18 protein-coding genes and 1 pseudogene are annotated in these 17397 nt (G+C 34.6%); 9 read left to right on the top strand and 10 right to left on the bottom strand.

The window, feature by feature from the left end:
- Positions 1 to 327: 327 nt before the first annotated feature.
- The 3 genes from AMD00_RS03645 (at position 328) to AMD00_RS24095 (ending at position 2512) form a co-directional block, all read left to right on the top strand.
- Positions 328 to 1356 carry an ATP-binding cassette domain-containing protein gene (locus tag AMD00_RS03645; RefSeq protein WP_053415717.1) on the top strand — a complete coding sequence of 343 codons (1029 nt, stop codon included), beginning with the start codon at positions 328 to 330 and terminating at the stop codon, positions 1354 to 1356.
- The gene (locus AMD00_RS03640) at positions 1353 to 2168 is read left to right on the top strand and encodes an ABC transporter permease (RefSeq protein ID WP_053415716.1); all 816 of its coding nucleotides are present in this window, start codon (positions 1353 to 1355) and stop codon (positions 2166 to 2168) included. The genes AMD00_RS03645 and AMD00_RS03640 overlap by 4 nt, the downstream gene beginning before the upstream one ends.
- A gap of 212 nt (positions 2169 to 2380) precedes the next feature.
- The gene (locus tag AMD00_RS24095; RefSeq protein ID WP_281173032.1) at positions 2381 to 2512 is read left to right on the top strand and encodes a hypothetical protein; all 132 of its coding nucleotides are present in this window, start codon (positions 2381 to 2383) and stop codon (positions 2510 to 2512) included.
- Between the two features lie 258 nt (positions 2513 to 2770).
- On the opposite strand, the gene AMD00_RS03635 is transcribed toward AMD00_RS24095, so the two are convergent.
- A complete protein-coding gene (locus AMD00_RS03635) occupies positions 2771 to 3154 on the bottom strand; it encodes a hypothetical protein (protein ID WP_053415715.1) in 384 nt (127 codons plus the stop codon).
- A 73-nt stretch (positions 3155 to 3227) separates the two neighbouring features.
- Positions 3228 to 4091 carry a LysR family transcriptional regulator gene (locus AMD00_RS03630; RefSeq protein ID WP_053415714.1) on the bottom strand — a complete coding sequence of 288 codons (864 nt, stop codon included), beginning with the start codon at positions 4089 to 4091 and terminating at the stop codon, positions 3228 to 3230.
- Positions 4092 to 4240: 149 nt separating this feature from the next.
- Between AMD00_RS03630 and AMD00_RS03625 the strand changes: the two genes are divergently transcribed.
- The 4 genes from AMD00_RS03625 to AMD00_RS03610 all read left to right on the top strand — a co-directional run bounded on the left by AMD00_RS03625 (position 4241) and on the right by AMD00_RS03610 (position 8950).
- A complete protein-coding gene (locus AMD00_RS03625; protein ID WP_053415713.1) occupies positions 4241 to 5455 on the top strand; it encodes an MFS transporter in 1215 nt (404 codons plus the stop codon).
- 416 nt (positions 5456 to 5871) lie between these two features.
- Positions 5872 to 6591 (top strand): purine-nucleoside phosphorylase, encoded by a 720-nt coding sequence (gene deoD / locus AMD00_RS03620; protein WP_053415712.1) that lies wholly within the window; start codon positions 5872 to 5874, stop codon positions 6589 to 6591.
- Positions 6592 to 6702: 111 nt separating this feature from the next.
- A complete protein-coding gene (locus AMD00_RS03615; protein WP_053415711.1) occupies positions 6703 to 8034 on the top strand; it encodes an MFS transporter in 1332 nt (443 codons plus the stop codon).
- Positions 8035 to 8209: 175 nt separating this feature from the next.
- Positions 8210 to 8950, top strand: a complete 741-nt coding sequence (locus AMD00_RS03610; protein WP_053415710.1) for a GntR family transcriptional regulator — start codon at positions 8210 to 8212, stop codon at positions 8948 to 8950.
- Between the two features lie 127 nt (positions 8951 to 9077).
- On the opposite strand, the pseudogene AMD00_RS22740 reads toward AMD00_RS03610, so the two are convergent.
- From AMD00_RS22740 to AMD00_RS03595, 3 genes and pseudogenes are all read right to left on the bottom strand, one after another.
- Positions 9078 to 9429 (bottom strand): annotated as a pseudogene (locus AMD00_RS22740) (transposase); the annotation flags it as partial.
- Between the two features lie 330 nt (positions 9430 to 9759).
- On the bottom strand, positions 9760 to 10545 hold the full coding sequence (locus AMD00_RS03600; protein ID WP_053415708.1) for a formate/nitrite transporter family protein: 786 nt from the start codon (positions 10543 to 10545) through the stop codon (positions 9760 to 9762).
- Between the two features lie 251 nt (positions 10546 to 10796).
- A complete protein-coding gene (locus AMD00_RS03595) occupies positions 10797 to 12221 on the bottom strand; it encodes a DHA2 family efflux MFS transporter permease subunit (protein WP_053415707.1) in 1425 nt (474 codons plus the stop codon).
- A gap of 166 nt (positions 12222 to 12387) precedes the next feature.
- Between AMD00_RS03595 and AMD00_RS03590 the strand changes: the two genes are divergently transcribed.
- Positions 12388 to 12942, top strand: coding sequence for a TetR/AcrR family transcriptional regulator (locus AMD00_RS03590; RefSeq protein WP_053415706.1), 555 nt, complete (start codon positions 12388 to 12390; stop codon positions 12940 to 12942).
- A gap of 85 nt (positions 12943 to 13027) precedes the next feature.
- Here the strand turns inward: AMD00_RS03590 and AMD00_RS03585 are convergent, their stop codons facing one another.
- The 5 genes from AMD00_RS03585 to AMD00_RS03565 form a co-directional block, all read right to left on the bottom strand.
- Complete coding sequence (locus tag AMD00_RS03585; protein WP_245639431.1) at positions 13028 to 13468, bottom strand: hypothetical protein; 441 nt, start codon at positions 13466 to 13468, stop codon at positions 13028 to 13030.
- Between the two features lie 222 nt (positions 13469 to 13690).
- Entirely contained in the window at positions 13691 to 14089 is a 399-nt protein-coding gene (locus AMD00_RS03580; RefSeq protein WP_053415704.1) for a permease prefix domain 1-containing protein, read from the bottom strand.
- A complete protein-coding gene (locus tag AMD00_RS03575) occupies positions 14086 to 14415 on the bottom strand; it encodes a PadR family transcriptional regulator (RefSeq protein WP_053415703.1) in 330 nt (109 codons plus the stop codon). The genes AMD00_RS03580 and AMD00_RS03575 overlap by 4 nt, the downstream gene beginning before the upstream one ends.
- A 196-nt stretch (positions 14416 to 14611) precedes the next feature.
- On the bottom strand, positions 14612 to 15949 hold the full coding sequence (locus AMD00_RS03570) for an aminotransferase-like domain-containing protein (protein ID WP_053415702.1): 1338 nt from the start codon (positions 15947 to 15949) through the stop codon (positions 14612 to 14614).
- Between the two features lie 88 nt (positions 15950 to 16037).
- A complete protein-coding gene (locus AMD00_RS03565) occupies positions 16038 to 16622 on the bottom strand; it encodes a LysE family transporter (RefSeq protein WP_053415701.1) in 585 nt (194 codons plus the stop codon).
- 113 nt (positions 16623 to 16735) lie between these two features.
- On the opposite strand from AMD00_RS03565, the gene AMD00_RS03560 reads away from it, so the two are divergent.
- Positions 16736 to 17290 carry a helix-turn-helix domain-containing protein gene (locus AMD00_RS03560; RefSeq protein ID WP_053415700.1) on the top strand — a complete coding sequence of 185 codons (555 nt, stop codon included), beginning with the start codon at positions 16736 to 16738 and terminating at the stop codon, positions 17288 to 17290.
- The last annotated feature ends 107 nt before the right edge of the window (positions 17291 to 17397 follow it).

Genomic DNA, 17397 nt, shown 5'->3' with positions numbered 1-17397 from the left:
TTTTAATTAATTTATGCGGGATTAAAATAATTATTCTCACATATACTCTCCACTTATACTTTCTCCGTACATATTCTTATTATTAAAATGATCGCATCCTTAAAACATAAAAATATTTGTTCTTCATCTTCAGTTCATATTCAGTTCATGAACATGATGTATTATCCGTTTATGAAAATTTAGAGAAAGAAATCTGCAGGAGAACTTCTTGGTGTGGGATGGAGTAACATGCAAAATCATCCCTAATTAGGAAGGTACTCTACTACTTAAGTTCTTCGGAAAAATGTAAAATGAAAATTATGGTAATGCGAAGAAGGAGGAATTACAATGAGTATTCAAAATAGAAAGGAAGCAACGGCCAATAGTGAATGGGCTATTGAAGCACGAGGACTAGTCAAAAATTTTGGTGACAATCGTGCAGTTGATGGTGTAAATCTGAACGTCCGTGCCGGTACTATCTACGGTGTACTTGGACCAAATGGGGCAGGGAAGACTACCACTATCAGAATGTTGGCGACTCTTTTGAAGGCTGACGAAGGATCGACACGCATTTTCGGGTACGATGTAGCGAAAGATCCACATATCGTACGTCAATTGATAGGGGTAACTGGCCAGTATGCTTCAGTAGATGAGTCACTCAGCGCTACGGAGAATCTAATTATATTCTCAAGATTACTAGGGCTGAGTCGTGCGGAGTCTCGAAATAAGGCAGCGGAATTGTTGGAGGAATTTGGTTTAACTGAAGCCGCGAAACGTCCTTTGAAAAACTTCTCTGGAGGTATGCGTCGTAGACTGGATTTAGCGGCAAGTCTAATTGCTCAACCACCACTGATTTTCTTGGATGAACCGACTACAGGGTTAGATCCCCGAACACGAAATCAGATGTGGGATACTATTCGTCGATTAGTAAAAACAGGTTCAACCGTGCTGTTAACAACGCAGTATTTGCAAGAAGCAGATGAATTAGCAGATCGTATTGCTGTTATTGATCATGGTCGAGTTGTAGCAGAGGGGACAGTTAATGAACTAAAAGCTTCAGTTGGAACCTCATCACTACATTTGAGTATTCAAAATCCTCAGGACATACAGGACGCTCGTCAAACCATTGAACAAGTGCTTAAAGTTCAGACATCAATTTCTTCGGAAATCGGGAAGATAACTGCCCCAATGGCGGATGCTGACAAAGTCACAGATCTACTGATTGCTCTCCGTCAAAAAGGAATCAGACTAGATGAGATGAGTGTACAGAAACCAACACTAGACGAAGTCTTTTTGACCATTACTGGTCGCGGTGCTGAGGATGATGCTTCTAAGTCGTCCAATGAATCCGATAAAGTGGAGGAGGAAAGAGTATGAGCAGTTCTACTATAAATCAGGTTGCTGGACGGCAACTACGAAAAAAAACGAGCTTTAAACAATCAGTAAGTAATTCGTTAACAATGGCTTATCGTGGTGTATTGAAGATTCGACGTACTCCAGAGCAGTTGTTTGACGTTACGCTCCAACCGATCATTTTTACTCTGATGTTCACTTACATTTTCGGAGGAGCTATCTCGGGGAACGTGCAAAACTACTTGCCTGTCATTATTCCCGGTATTCTAGTGCAGACCGTAATTACGACTTCAATTGTCACGGGTGTGCAACTACGGGAGGATATGGATAAGGGCGTTTTTGATAGATTCAAGTCACTGCCTATCGCGCGAATTGCACCATTGGCAGGAGCATTGTTGGCTGACACAATCCGCTATACAATTGCAACTGTACTCACTTTTACTATGGGTTATATCATGGGGTATCGACCAGAGGGAGGGCTAAGTCACGTTGTTTTAGCCGCACTTTTAGTCATTGTATGTGCATGGGCAATTAGCTGGATCTTTGCCTTCTTCGGTGTTATTGCACGTACTGCATCAAGTGTACAGGGTATCTCAATGATCGTGCTGTTTCCTCTAACGTTTCTTTCAAATGCTTTTGTGCCCGCTGATACATTGCCTAACTGGCTACAATGGTTTGTGAAAATTAACCCGATCTCGCATCTAGTTACCGCTGTTCGAGATCTTGCAAACTCTGGTACAGTAGGTTGGGACCTATTTGCTTCCCTAATAGGAGCAGCTGTCATTGTGGCAATCTTTGCACCAATTACGGTTCGTGCATATATGCGTCGGACATAAGATATGAATACATGATGGATTGGTTAAGTGGTATTCGTAGCGGGATTATAGATTAGCGCTACTCAGAAGAGAATTAGGGCTACTGGGGATGTGATTAGCGCTACTCAGAAGAGAATTAGGGCTACTGGGGATGATTAGCGCTAATCAGAAGAGAATTAGCGCTACTGGGAATGTGATTAGCACTACTCAGAAGAGAATTAGGGCTACTGGGGATGATTAGCGCTACTCAGAAGAGAATTAGAGCTACTGGAGATGTGATTAGCGCTACTCAGAAGAGAATTAGCGTTACTGGAGATGTGATTAGCGCTACTCAGAAGAGAATTAGGGCTACTGGGGATGATTAGCGCTACTCAGAAGAGAATTAGCGCTACTGGGGATGTGATTAGCGCTACTCAGAAGAGAATTAGGGCTACTGGGGATGATTAGCGCTACTGGGGATGTGATTAGCGCTACTCAGAAGAGAATTAGCGTTACTTAGGAAAGAATTAACGCTAGTAGGCATTTTTTACTCGGTCTCATAATCTATATCAAAAAGTTCAATATTGAATAGAATAAAAGTGTGTTTTGAGTTATTTTATCAAAACACACTTTTTATTTGTTTATTAACCTTCTGAAGATGCTAAATAACGTTTTACTTCGTTCTCAAATTTCACAATAAGTATGTCATCGTGATCTTTTACAGAATAAATTTCAGCACCTATTGGTAGTTTATTCGCCGCACCATTTTTGAAATCTTCCGGTTTAGATGCTTTAAACTCAATTTCTCCGATATGCTCTTTCTCTTCTAACTTCAATTCATCTACCCAATCAATTCCTGTTTGATAAATAGAATCTCCCCATTGAAATATATCAGCATTTGAATCTAACTTTAGTATTTCTGCTGCATCAGGTTTTTCGGTTGTATGTACTTTAATATCTTGATTCGAACAACCAACTAACCATAAAAGGGAAATAGCAATTAAAAGTAAAAATCGATTTGAATTCATAGCATTTGCTCCTTTGTAAAATTTTCGTGAAAAGTTAATAAATAGGTTGTAAATAATTAGACGTAATAGACGATCATAAGGGTTCTTCAATAATCGATTTAATGACATTTTTTAATTGTAAAATACTCTTCTGCGTACTTTCATTCTTTTTATAGATATATACAGTGTTAATCTCATTGTTTAGCTGTAGATTGTAGCGGTGAATGTTTGTATAGTTATATAAGTCAATTAGCTTCGTATTTAACACAGCTATTGATTGATCAATATGCAGGAAATCTTGAATACTGCTGACTGATTTAATTTCTTTTATATTATATGGAATTTGATTTTTCGATAGATATTCCACCATAGCCCGCGTGTACATACAACCTTTACTTAATACAAGCAGTGTAACAGGTATACGCTCATCAAAATTAACAATATGAGAATCATTTGAAATGACATCGAATGTTTCAGTAGCAATAATGTCATAGGCTAAATCAGGGTAATGTTTAATCGGATTACTAGTGAGTGCACAGTCCATTTCAGAGTTGTGTATTTTTTCATTTATAGAATTACTAGATTCTACTGTGAAATCTACATCCAGTGGAATGTTATTTGTATTTAAAGCATTAACGATAGAGGCTCCATAAATCTTAATTGTTGTATGTGATGCGCCAAAGTTCACTTTTGTTTTCACTTGATTAGTACCAACGGAGTTTAAAAATCCTTCGTATTCTTGTGTAATGAGTTGCAGGTAGTTTTTATACTGGATGCCTACGTTGGTGATTTTTAGACCTTGGGGTGTACGTTTAAAAACAGGCTGTCCGATTTCTGACTCCATCTTTTTTACTTTAGAAGTAAGCGCAGACTGTGTATAGTTGGTCATTTCGGCGGATTTACTTAAATTTTGACGTTCTAATATTTCTATTTTTAATGCAATTTCTTCGATGTTCATATTATTTGTCACACACCCTATTAAAATTTTTGATAGCGCCTATCATTTATCTTCATTTTACGCGTCGTAGTATACAGCGTAAACTCTAGTTAACTCATTATACCGAACAAATACATTGGTGTAATAAAAAGATTTTGGAGGTACCTATTATGAATAGTTATACTAAATGGTTAATCGTACTAGTTGCGACACTATCCCAAACGGCAGCAACTTTTGTGACCTATGGTATGGGACCAATCGCAGCATTTTATCAAATTGAATGGGATTTATCAGCGCTACAAACAGGATTTATCGTTTCAGCTGTGAATATAGGACCTATTTTTTCGATGATTATTTTTGGTTATTGGATGGATAAGAAAGGGGAAAAACAAATCATTGGATGGGGTTCTATCTTATTAGGGCTATCAGCATTAACACTCGTTTTCGTTAATAATTATATTATTTTGTTGCTGTTATTAGTACTAGTTGGAATTTGGTACGGAAGTGCTCAAACTGGTGGAAGCACGGCTATCGTAAAATGGTTTCCAGACAAACATAGAGGATTAGCTCTAGGAATTAGACAAACTGGTATACCAATCGGAGGAGCTTTAGCATCTGTCCTACTAACGTATACTTATTATCATTACGAATTGTCTGCAGTACATATTGTACAAGGGATCATGGCGATTGCTGGAGGATTACTTTTCTTATTAGCGTACCATGAGCCAAAAGAAAGTGTGGCTACTGCATCTAAATCGGTTTCGTTTAAAGAAAAAATGAATGCAATCAAAAACAATAAAGGGCTGTATCCAATATATATTGTGGGCATTGTAATGATGTCATTACAGATGATTATTATCGCTCATTTCATGAGTTATTTACATAAAGAAGGTAATTATTCTTTAACTCAGGCAGGGGAATATTTGAGTCTTATTTTAATAGGGGGGATGATCGGTCGAGTAGCCATTGCATGGGTAAGTGATCAATTCTTTGAGAAAAATAGAGAAAAACTGTTATTCATTGTGATGATTGTTACAGTAGTTCTTACTCTAATATTGCCATTAGTTATACATGCAGAGTTAGTGATGTTACTGTTTTGTTTTCTTTTAGGCTTTGTAGCAATAGGTTGGTATTCGTTATTCATTGCTTGTGTCACAGAGCAATCAGATCCCCGTTATATCGGCTTAACAGTTAGTTCAGCTTTAACATTAAATCAATTGTTTATAGTCATTGCACCATCTCTATTCGGTTTAATTGTAAATATATTGAACAGCTATCAACTAGCGCTCTATATAGTAGGAATCATTGTGGCACTAGGAGCGATAAATTTATATAGAACAAAGGTGAGAGTCGATAAAATTCAGAGTGAGACACTTTCAATGTAAGTTCTATATATGCAGAGTATGAGTTTGAAAAATGTAGAGCATTCACGAAAATATTTCTTTTTGTGAATGCTCTTTTTAATTTTTTCCAGTAGGATATCATTGAACGGTTTAGCTTGTGAATTTTGATAAATTTTTTTCTACATATATATATAAGTTGGTTTTAATTTTATCTATGACAAAATTGTGAAAGGGTTTTCATTTTCATTAAAAAAATTTAAAAATAGAATTGAAAAAAGAAATAAACCTGTGTTATTTTATTTGTGTACCAGTTAGACAACTTATTGTACAAGTTAAATGGATTATATATGAGTTGTCTATTAAATTCCTTGAAATGAAAACGCATTAATAATTCCAAGGAAATAGAGCACCTTAATTTAGAACCTATTTTAAAACTGATTTAAAAGGAGACTTAATCAATGAGTACAAATCACAAAGAAACACCACACATTAAACCTAATGGAGTAGAAATTGCTGAAACAATCCTATTACCAGGGGATCCATTACGAGCTAAATTTATTGCAGATAATTTTTTAGAAGATGTAGTACAGTTCAATGAAGTGCGTGGCATGCTTGGATATACAGGTACTTTTAAAGGAAAAAAAATCTCTGTAATGGGTACAGGTATGGGAACTGCTAGTATTGGTATCTATTCATGGGAGTTAATAAATATTTTCGGCGTTAAAAACTTAATTCGTATTGGGTCAGCGGGTTCAATTCAAGATGACCTAAACTTATATGATATTGTGTTTGCAATGGGATCTGCGACAGATTCTAATTACGCACACCAATTTAACCTACCAGGTCATTATTCAATTACTGCATCATATGAATTACTTGAGAAAGCTAAGAAGGTAGCTGATGAAAAAGGATATCCTGTCCGCATTGGTAATGTTCTTGCTAGTGATGTCTTCTACAATGCTGATCCAACAGCAATGGAAAGATGGAGTAAAATGGGCATTTTATGCGCAGAAATGGAGTCTGCTGCACTTTACATGAATGCTGCGCAAGCAGGTGTAAATGCTCTTTGTATCTTAACAATAAGTGACCATATCTTTAAACATGAAAAAACAACTCAATTAGAAAGACAAACAGCATTTACTAAAATGATGGAAATCGCATTGGAACTTGCTGAATAATTAAAAGATATATAAAGTCTGTGGGAAAGGAAGTTGTCTAATTTCCCTCACCCCCACAGACTATTTCATTTCAAAAAAATTATTAAATATTTCTAGAAGGAGAGCGCTAAAATGGAAGCAATAAATAAAAATGCACCAGAAACTCAAAATTTTAATGCAAAAAAAGCCGTACCGGTTATACTGTTTTTCTTCCTTTTTGCATTGATTATTGATAACTCGTTTAAACTCGTATCTATAGACATCGCAAAAGACCTTGGAATTTCAGCAACTACAGTTAGTTGGCAAGCAACATTAGCTGGTCTAGTAATTGGTATTGGGGCAGTAGTTTACGCTTCGTTAGCAGACTCAATTAATATTCGTACGCTTTTAAGTGCCGGTATTATTTTCATCGTTGTGGGCTCGGTAGTTGGCTATCTTTTTAAAGACAATTTTGCAATGATTCTTTTTGGACGAATTATTCAAACAGCTGGTTTAGCATCTGCTGAAACATTGTATGTTATTTACGTTACAAAACACTTACCTAAAGAGGAACAAAAAAAGTTCTTAGGATTAAGTACAGCTAGTTATGCCATGTCCATGTTAGTTGGTTCTTTAACAGGTGGATTTATTTCTACTTACTTACATTGGACAACTTTATTCTTAATTGCTTTATTATCAATCGTTATCCTTCCATTCATCTTGAAGTTGTTACCGAAGGAAGAGTCTAGAAAGGTTAATGTTGACGTAATTGGCTTATTCTTAATCGCAGCAATTGCTACAACAGTTATGTTATATATCTCAGACTTTAACTGGCTATACCTAATTGGTTTTGCGGTTGCGTTGGTTCTATTCTTAACTTATATCAATAAAAGCTCAAAAGCTTTAATTGATGCGACTTTCTTCAAAAACCAATATTTCATTCGTACGCTACCAATTGTATTTATTATTTACTCAGTACAATTAGGTTATATTTTCGTCTTCCCATTCATTTTAGAGGAAATATATGGTTTAAAGCTCGATATGATTTCACTGTTATTAATTCCAGGTTATGTGGCGTCAGTTATTGTTGGTTCCCTTTCTGGTAAGATTGGTAAGGTATTAAGCAGTAAACAAGCAACGATGATGGCATTATGTGGTATCGCAGTTGCGCTATTAATTCCAGGATTATTTACTGAAATCACTGTTGTTATCTATGTACTTTCTATGATTGTATTCTCAGGTTCATTCGCGCTAATGTATGCACCTTTACTTGATACTTGTCTTAGCACGATTCCTAAAGAAAAATCCGGAACAGCAATTGGATTCTACAACTTAACAATCAATGTATCTGGTTCAATCGGTATTGCTTACACTGCAGCAATGCTTGATAAAACACAAATTTCAACTATCCTAATTACCCTTTCAATTATTGTAGTTGCTGCTTTTGCTTTGTACTGGGTGTTATTAAATAAATTAGCGAAATAAAATGAATATAAATCTTTCATGTGAATGTGTCACAGTAAAAACCGTGACACATTCTTTTCTATATATATGAGAAGTCAGGATATTTAGTAGGCTCAAAATAAATGTTATAATACATATTAGAGGGAATAATTAGATGAAGGTCCAGAATTTGAAAATAGTATAGGTGTGTGAGAAGATGGAATTCAAAATCGCAAACATGCAAGAAAGAAAAAAACCGTTGTATATTACTGTGTATGATGAATTGTATAAGCTAATTATAAATGGTACGTTTTTGCCAGAAAGCAAATTGCCAGCCGAGCCCGAATTAGCAAAAATGTTTAAAGTCAGTAGAATGACATTAAGGCAGGCCCTTTCTCTTTTACAAGATGATGGATTGGTGAAAAGGATACATGGTAAAGGGAATTACATTACAAAGATTTCAGAGAATAACCCTAAAATTGGATTAGAGAAAATAGGGAACCCTATATATAAATCTCATACGAAACAAATTGATGATGTTGAAATGAGTTTTAGAATTGATTTGGATAGTGAATATACGCAACAAGTATTATGTAGGAAATCTGCAGCAGTTGTTGCAGTTGAGCGTTGGTATAAGAGTGAAGGGGAAGTTGTAGCCTATTCCTTTACGTTTATGGCAATTGAAGCGGTAGCTGAATTGAATTTAGATTTACAAGATAATGATCAATTATTGGAAATGCTTGAAACCCGTATCTATGAACTTGCAAATAGATCAACGACTGACATAAAGCGTTCCAGTTCTGTTAATGCGGCATCTCAGAAACATAAAGTAGTTGGTGGAGAAGACTGTGATTTATTGTTAGAGAGTGTTTTTATTCATGAGGAATATCCATTAGTTTATAATAAATACTATATACCTAAAGAATTTAGTCATTTAAGAATTAATGCTGTAAAGTAGAATCTATGTTTGTTCCTACGTCAAGTTAGCCATAGTAAACATGTAGTAAAATGGATAAAAAAATGAGATGAGGCTGAGACATAAATAGTTTCAGTTCACGTAAAAAATCGAGATTGCATGATGCAATAACTAACTGGCAACGGGATTGCAGAAAGCACTGACGAATCAGTTCTTTCATATCGGGATGAATACGAAAACGATTGATCGTCCGATAACTTGGCTAATATGCTTGTGCGAGCCACATCATGCGGATACTATCTCTGTCAGGTCTTCGATTTTACGACCACAAAAAGTAGATTGTGTGTAACCACATAAAATCAGTTTAAGCATCATACGTGGATGGTAAGATGGACAACCTGTGTGATGGATGATAGGAGCGAAAGCTTCATTTGGAATACTTTCGACTAAATGGCCTCTTGTAATTTCACTTCTAAATCTAGCGGTAAAATGAGTTGATTCATGTTATAATCTTTAAACATATGGACACTTCTTTCTGTGTTAATTTTTGTAGAGGTACTTAAATTTCATCAGAAGATGTCCTTTTTTTATGCCTGAAATTATGAATAGATTTAATTGAAATAGAAGTGTTTCATTAGTTGTTCGGAGCGAAGGCGGCGACTCCTGCGGGAACAGCACGAGCGGAAGCACCCGGACTGAGCGAAGCGAGGGAGAAGGCTGGAGCTGTGCCCGCGGAAAGCGTCCGCCGTAGCGGAGAACAACTGCTACGAAGTAGACTAAAAAACAAAGCCACGAAAATTTTCGTGGCTATTCATTTTTGAGGTTAGTTGTTTTGTCCCATCCTCTATTTTTTACTCAGGATCATCCATAAATGGCTTGTTTACATAATAGTACATGGAGGCCATAAACAATGTTCCTCCGATAAGATTTCCGATTGTGACAGGAATAATATTATGAACAATTCCAGCTATAGTAACTGCATCTGGATGTTGAGTTGCAATTGAAATTGAAAAGGTAACTAAATTGGCAATGCTATGTTCATATCCAGAAATAAAAAAACAAAAAACAAATAATATCATCATGGCTATTTTTGGTCCATCACCTTTAACTGAATAAGGAAGGAAAAAGGCAAGACAAACAAGCCAGTTACAAAGAACGCCACGGAAGAACAATTCAAAAGTTGGCACTAATGTTTTTCCTTTTGCAACACTAACTAAAAAACTATTTACTGAAGGATCATGGAAAAGCCCCGTTGCATATATCAAGAGCGCAAATAGAATGGCGCCGATGATATTTCCTACGTAACTATATACCCAGAGCTTGCCGACATCCTTCCAGGCCATCTGCTTGCGTAAGGCAGCATATGTATAGTAAAAGGTATCACCAGTGAACAAGTCGCCACCACCATAGTAAATCATGATAATCGCCACGCCAAAAGTTATTGCTGCAGCCGGATAGGCAAATGGAGAATGTTCTAGATAAAAGAAATTACCTGTTTTAAACGCTACAATTACACCAAAGCCAATGAATAAACTTGCAAGGATTGCTCTTAAGAGGTAGATGATAGCACTATGACGGTGAATAAGTAATCGTTTTAATGCCAATGCTTCTATCTTTGATAATGGTTCTTTTTCCAATTAAAATCACCACACTATTTAGAATAGATTGGATTTAGCCAATCTCTTTACTGTACCTTGCGTTGTAGTCGATGTGCAGTACTATTATTAACAATTAAGGTTGGATTTTATGCAAGAAGGTATATGTAGAGGAGAATTAAATAGCTTTTATGTTTAGGGGTAAAGCATTATCAACGTATATTTTTTGAAAATATCCATAGAACCTCAAAATACCCTGTTCAAAAAGTGAACAGGGTATTTTTGTTAACATTTTATTTATTTTTTAATGGCGCAAATATGGTGAAAACAAGAGCTATAATAGCTAAAATTGTCATGAAATAATAAGCATCACTTGAGCCTACTATGGAAGCAGCTGTTCGAATCATCTCAGAACTTGCTCCTGAATTCTTCTGCACAATTGACTGAACATGGTCTGCAGACTGAGCCGTATAAATCGTAATTACTACCGCAGTTCCGATTGCTCCGGCTAATTGGCGAACGGTATTATTGACCGCTGAGCCATGTGTGCCAAGTTCTTTTGGTAAGGCATTAAGCCCTGCAGTATTCAAAGGCATTGTAATAAAACTTAAACCGATGCGAAGGAAGATCGTTCGTATCATCAAATACAAATAGGTTGTTGATTCTGTTAAATCCGTTACAGCCCACATAGAAGGGATAATAAAAATTAAACCAACAATAAACAAAGGCTTTGCACCAAATCGGTCATATAATTTACCTGTAACAGGTGACATAAAAGCATTCACAAGGGCTCCAGGTAATAACAAAAGACCAGCATCAAATGCTGTGAAACCTCGGCCATTTTGTAAATAAATTGGCAGTAAAATCATATCCGCATACATTATTATCGTAATCAACACGTTTATCAGAGAAGTAGATGTAAATACTTTAAATTTAAAGACAGATAAATTTAACAGGGGATCTTCTGAATGGAATTGTCGAATACAGAAAATAGCTGTAATAATCAACCCTAATACTAATGAAAGAATAACAACTACATCACTCCAACCTTTACTACCAGCATTACTAAAACCATATAAAATCAAACCAAATCCTATGGTTGATAAGATAACACTGAACACATCAAGCTTAGCCTTAGATGTTTCCGATACATTCATTAAATATTTCAAAGCAAGTAAAATAACGATTACTACAAGCACAGATAGTCCTATAAATAACCAGCGCCAAGAGTAATATTCAATGACAAAACCTGATAACGTTGGTGCAATGGCAGGGGCGAAAATTATTGCTAATCCTAGTAGTCCCATGACACTGCCACGTTTTTCAACTGGGAAAATAACTAGCACGACACCCATCATTAGAGGCATTATAATCCCAGCACCTGCAGCCTGAATCATACGTCCGGCTAAAAGTACGCCAAAGCTTGGTGCCAAAGCACAAATGATGGAACCAATTAATAAAAGTAGCATTGCGCTCAAAAATAATTGACGAGTTGTAAATCGTTTCATTAAATAAGCAGTTGTTGGTATTAAAACCCCATTAACGAGCATAAAGCCAGTTGCAAGCCATTGTATCGTTGTGGCCGAAACATCAAAAATGTCCATTAAACTACTTAAGGCAATATTTAATAAAGTCTGATTCAATGTAGATAAAAAACAGCCAAGAATTAAAACTGTTAATAATATTCCTTTGTTGATTTCTTTATTCGTTTGTAGCATTTATGAAATCCTCTCTCCATTGCTTAATAGACACATAGTCGATAAAATAAATGATAACAGTATTAAAATAAGTTGCCTATTTACAATATTTATGAATTCGTCGACTAAACAACAAAATTATAATTTCTGTTGATTAAATAAATATTAATCGATAAAGAGGGATGAAATGTCTATACATAAAAAACAAGATCCACGTGCATTACGCACTAAAAAAATGTTAAAAAATGCGGTATTTTCGTTACTTTCCGAAAATCAGGATGTTGCCCAACTGTCTGTACAAAAAATTACAAGCCGTGCAGAGCTCAATCGTGCCACATTTTATTTACATTATGAGGATATTAACGATCTGTTAAGTCAAATTGTACAAGAAATCTTCGACGAACTGTCGTCGAAAACGGAACCATTACTCCAAATGAAGAATTTGGATAAGCAGGAACATTTATTAGGGTTTTTGGATTATGTATATGAATATCGCAAAATTTTCGCAGTATTTATAGAACACGCCGAATTCAAAAACAGCTTATTTGAATTTTTGAAAAATGTAATACATATGCGACGTAGTGAAAGAAATATTGCCACTACAGAGAATACTGTAGCTTTGGAGATCATGGCCGCATCTCTTTTAGGGATTATTAATTGGTGGATAAAGGATGGAATTCACTATAGTTCAGAATACATTGCTAAACAAATTACCTCAATGTACAAAAAGAAACCGTTATAAGTTAAATACAACAATGAACAGTATATACAAAAAGGCGCCAAGTAAATGGGCGCCTTTTCAGCATGCAGATTGTTGTACTCAATAATTAATGTTCATTAATACCTTTGTATATTCTTTTTTTATAGACATAAAAGTACATACTAAGTGGCCACCACATTACTACAAAGATGGGGTAAAAAGCCCATATTGTTCCAGGTGAAGAGATAACATTTACAGTTATAAAGAAGATACTAATCAATAAGCTTGCGTAAATAGAAAATGCAACGAAAGTTCTTTTCTTAGCATGGTATAAAGCTAATGGCCACCACATTATTAAGAAAGCAGGGTAGATAGCCCATGGATATTGTGGTGAGAGTGTAATGTTTAGTATTGAATAATAGATGATTGTAGTTGCACAGAATATAAGTGAGATTTTTATAGATTTAGTTTTTTCTCCTAAAAACATAAGAATAGGCCAACATAAAATTGGATAAACAGCGTACAAAAACCATAAATGATCTGGTGAATATAAATAATTTTCTATCATAAGGAAAGAAACCAACATTATACTACAGAAAATCGAATGTTGTTTGTACATTTTCTTTGATATGAAGTAAAGTGTAATAGGCCATAGTATAAGAAGTAAACTAGGATATATAAACCAGATATCATGTGGCGATGTTATATAATTGGTAATTCCTAAAAATAGAATTGTCATCATACTACCAGCTGCGGCAAAGCTAATGTAATTTTTCATTTTCTATTTACCTCATTTCTTACGTGACCATACGAAGTACATTGATAGAGGCCACCATAAAATAGCAAAGATTGGATAAATCGCCCAAATTATATTTGGGGTATAGTACACGTTGATAAAAACAAAGAAGGCGATAATTAAACCACTTCCCCAGAAGGAAAACTCTAAATTTAATCTAGCCATGTTTTTTTTAACTGGCTGCTTCACACCTAATTCTTTTTTTAATTCTTCAATATCTCCAAATTCAACTATTGCTTTATTAATTGCATCTTCTTCTGCTTTTCCATGTTCCATTAAATAAAATACTTTTTCTTCGAGATTTTCGATAATTTCTTGCTTAACCATCTCTGTTTCTTTATTGCTAGGAATGTCTTTAAATAACTCATCAATATGATTTTTCAATTTCTTCATTCTAACCCCTCCATAAACAAGTTGATAATTTCCTTCACTTCCATCCATTCGCTTACAAGCTCTTTTAGATATGCTTTTCCTAATGGAGTAATGCAGTAATACTTTCTTTTTCCACCATGAGAGACATCCCCATAATATGCTTCAATCAGTTCTTTTTTTTCTAATCGTTGAAACACGGCGTATAAAGTTGCTTCTTTAATTTGAAAACGATTATTTGTACGTAAACTAATTTCCTGAGATATTTCGTAACCATATCGATCTTTCTCTAAAATCAGACGTAAAATAATTGAATCCAAGTGTCCACGAATGATATCGCTTCTAACCATAATTCACCTACTTAGATATTATTGTTCTACCTGATAGAGTAATATTAGCAAAAAAGTACTCTGTCTGTCAAAGTAATTTCAAAAAACAATTTTTGTAAATGAATTCTCTACAAGAAGTGCTATATGTACAGGTTTTTAAACTGTGTTTTATACAAAAAAACTGAAACAAAACCATGTAGGTAATGTTTCAGTATCTCTAAAAGTAGTTATCCAGATTGTATAATGTATAAGCAATTTCTTTAATCCCATCTTCAATTTTTTCATCGTCAATCGTTGATACATTGATTTTTAAAATACGTTCACGATAAAAGCCGGCTAAATAGTTATGTTCAATTGGGTTAAACAAAATTTGTTTGTGGCTTAAATGATGAATTATTCGATTTAAATCTACATTTTTTGGAAAGATGATATGGCTATGCATGCTTATTTCTGAAGAAGCTGGATACATAGGTAAATGTGTTTTTATCGAGTGTTGAAGAATTTTCCCGCGTTTATGATAATTTCCATGAACTTTTGCACGGTACCGTTCAAACATGCCGCTTTTTAAATAAAGCTCAAGTGCAGCTTGTGAAATCATAGAGCTGTCAATATCGGTCGTGATTTTATGTTGTTGAAAAATGTTAATTAATGCATTCGGTAAAATGGCAAATCCAATGCGTAGTCCAGGGAACATGATTTTAGAAAAGCTTTTTAAATAGATGACCTTATTATAGGTATCCATTGCGAACATTGGATCACGTTTTGATTTGTATTCAAAGTCAGCTAAAAAGTCATCTTCAACAATATAGACATCATACTGATTGGCCAGATGAAGAATCGCTTCTTTCTCCTTTTTACTATAAGAAGTACCTAACGGATTATGGAAACGCGGCATTGTGTAGAAAAACTTAATGTCATTCTTACGGAAGATCTGTTCCAGTTCTATTAAATCAATGCCATTTGTTGAACGTTTAATCCCGATAACAGGCAGATTGTATGTTTTCAGGAAATCCAAAAATAAATGATAGCTTGGTTGTTCTACTAGTATAGTTTTACGGTTGTTCGGGAAGGGCATAAGGCTAAGCAAGGATAGTGCTTGTTGTACACCTGAAGTAATAAAGATATTGTTAATATCCGTGAATACTTGGTACGATTCTAATAATTTCTTTGCCTCTGAGATTAATGAAGGTAATCCTTTAGGTGTACCATATTTAAATAAATCTGTTTGATATGTATCAATAGCTTTGTTCATGCAATGCTGAAAATCTTGATATGGAAATGCATGCCATGTTGGTGATGAAGTCGCGAAATCCATTGTATTAGTTGATGTTGGTTTTTGTGCAATTTGATGATCTACGACGTAATAGCCGCTTTTCGGAATAGCATATATTAAATGTTGGTCTTCAAGTTTTTGTAATGCTGTAAGAATAGTGCTTTTACTGCAAGAAAATTGTTGTGCTAATTGTCTAATTGACGGTAATTTCTCACCAGATTGCAGGTCAGCATTATGTATCCTTCCGCAAAGGTCATGATAAATTGATTCATATTTGAGCATGTTGTACCTCCTTGCATATTTATCATCCTAAAAAAGCGACCGAATTAAGTCGCTTTAAACTATGAAAACATATCATTCTACTATTATTCTATTTGATAAGAATTGAAAAAGCACTATATGCCAATAAAACTGCCATAGCTATATTAAATTGTTGCCTGTATTGTAATAAGTGCTTTTGAAAAATCGAACCAAATAAACTCCAGCTAAATGTACTCATTACACCAACTATTCCTAAAAATAAGGAGAAAAGAAAGTAGCTGAAATATGAATTGTAGTAAGGAAGAATGAAAGTTGATACTACTGTAATACCAAAAAGAATACCTTTTGGGTTAACAAATTGTAACAAGATACCTATGAAGAAACCGTTACTATTACTTTCAATATTTCCATCGTCAAGATCTTTACTAGTAAGAATTTTATAAGCCAAATATAACATATAAGTTACGCCTAAAATCGTCAAAGGAAGTTCAATTATTGGTAGAGCACTTATAAGGATATTATTTAAAAAACTACACAATAAAGTGATGAAAAAAAATCCAACACCTACTCCTAGACAAAACCTAATTGTCTTTTTATAGCCATGTTTATTCGCAAACGCCATTGACATGATATTATTGGGACCTGGAGTGAAACTGGAAATAAAAACAAATAATAAAAATGAAAATATAGGCATTTAGAGACCTCCCTTTTATTTGTATGTTATAATGTCCAAAACAAACAATATAACGACGTACTTTTTATTATACATAACGGTCGTTATATTGTATATGAAATAGGAGTGAGTTTATGGAAGAAATACAACTTATTCTTGCAAAGAATTTAAAAGCGATCAGAGAGAAGGAAAAATTAAGTTTGGAAAAGGTCTCTCAACTAAGTGGAGTAAGTAAAACGATGATAGGGCAAATAGAGAGAGGAGAGTCAAGTCCAACTTTAACAACTATTTGGAAAATAGCTAATGGATTAAAGATATCCTTTACTTCACTAATAAATAGTCCTCAACCAGATACTAAAGTAGTTTTAAAAAGTGAAATTCAAGTATTATCTGAAGACAATGGACGTTATAGAGTCTATCCCTCTTTTCATTTCCAAGAGGATAGACGTTTCGAAGTTTATTCGGTTGAAATTGAAAGTGAAGGGGCATTAAGCTCAGATTCTCATAGAGAGGGAACTGAGGAATTTATTACTGTTTTTGATGGAGAAGTAACGATTAGTGTAAGTGATAGTAGTTATATTTTAAAAAGTGGTGATTCGATCAGATTTAAGGCGGATAGACCGCACACATATTGTAATTCGGGAGACACTTTAACACGATTAAGTATGACGATGTATTATCCAACCTAACTAAGTTTTTCGACAGAGCTTTAGTTAAAGTAGACGTAACAATTTATAAGTTATTTTTCTAACATATTAATTTTGATAAATACTATTTTTGATATTTCATTAATAAA

This window comes from Viridibacillus arvi (assembly GCF_001274945.1).
GTDB classification, from domain to species: domain Bacteria; phylum Bacillota; class Bacilli; order Bacillales_A; family Planococcaceae; genus Viridibacillus; species Viridibacillus arvi.
Note: the sequence above shows the minus strand (reverse complement) of the source record. Positions and strands in the feature narration are given on the sequence as shown.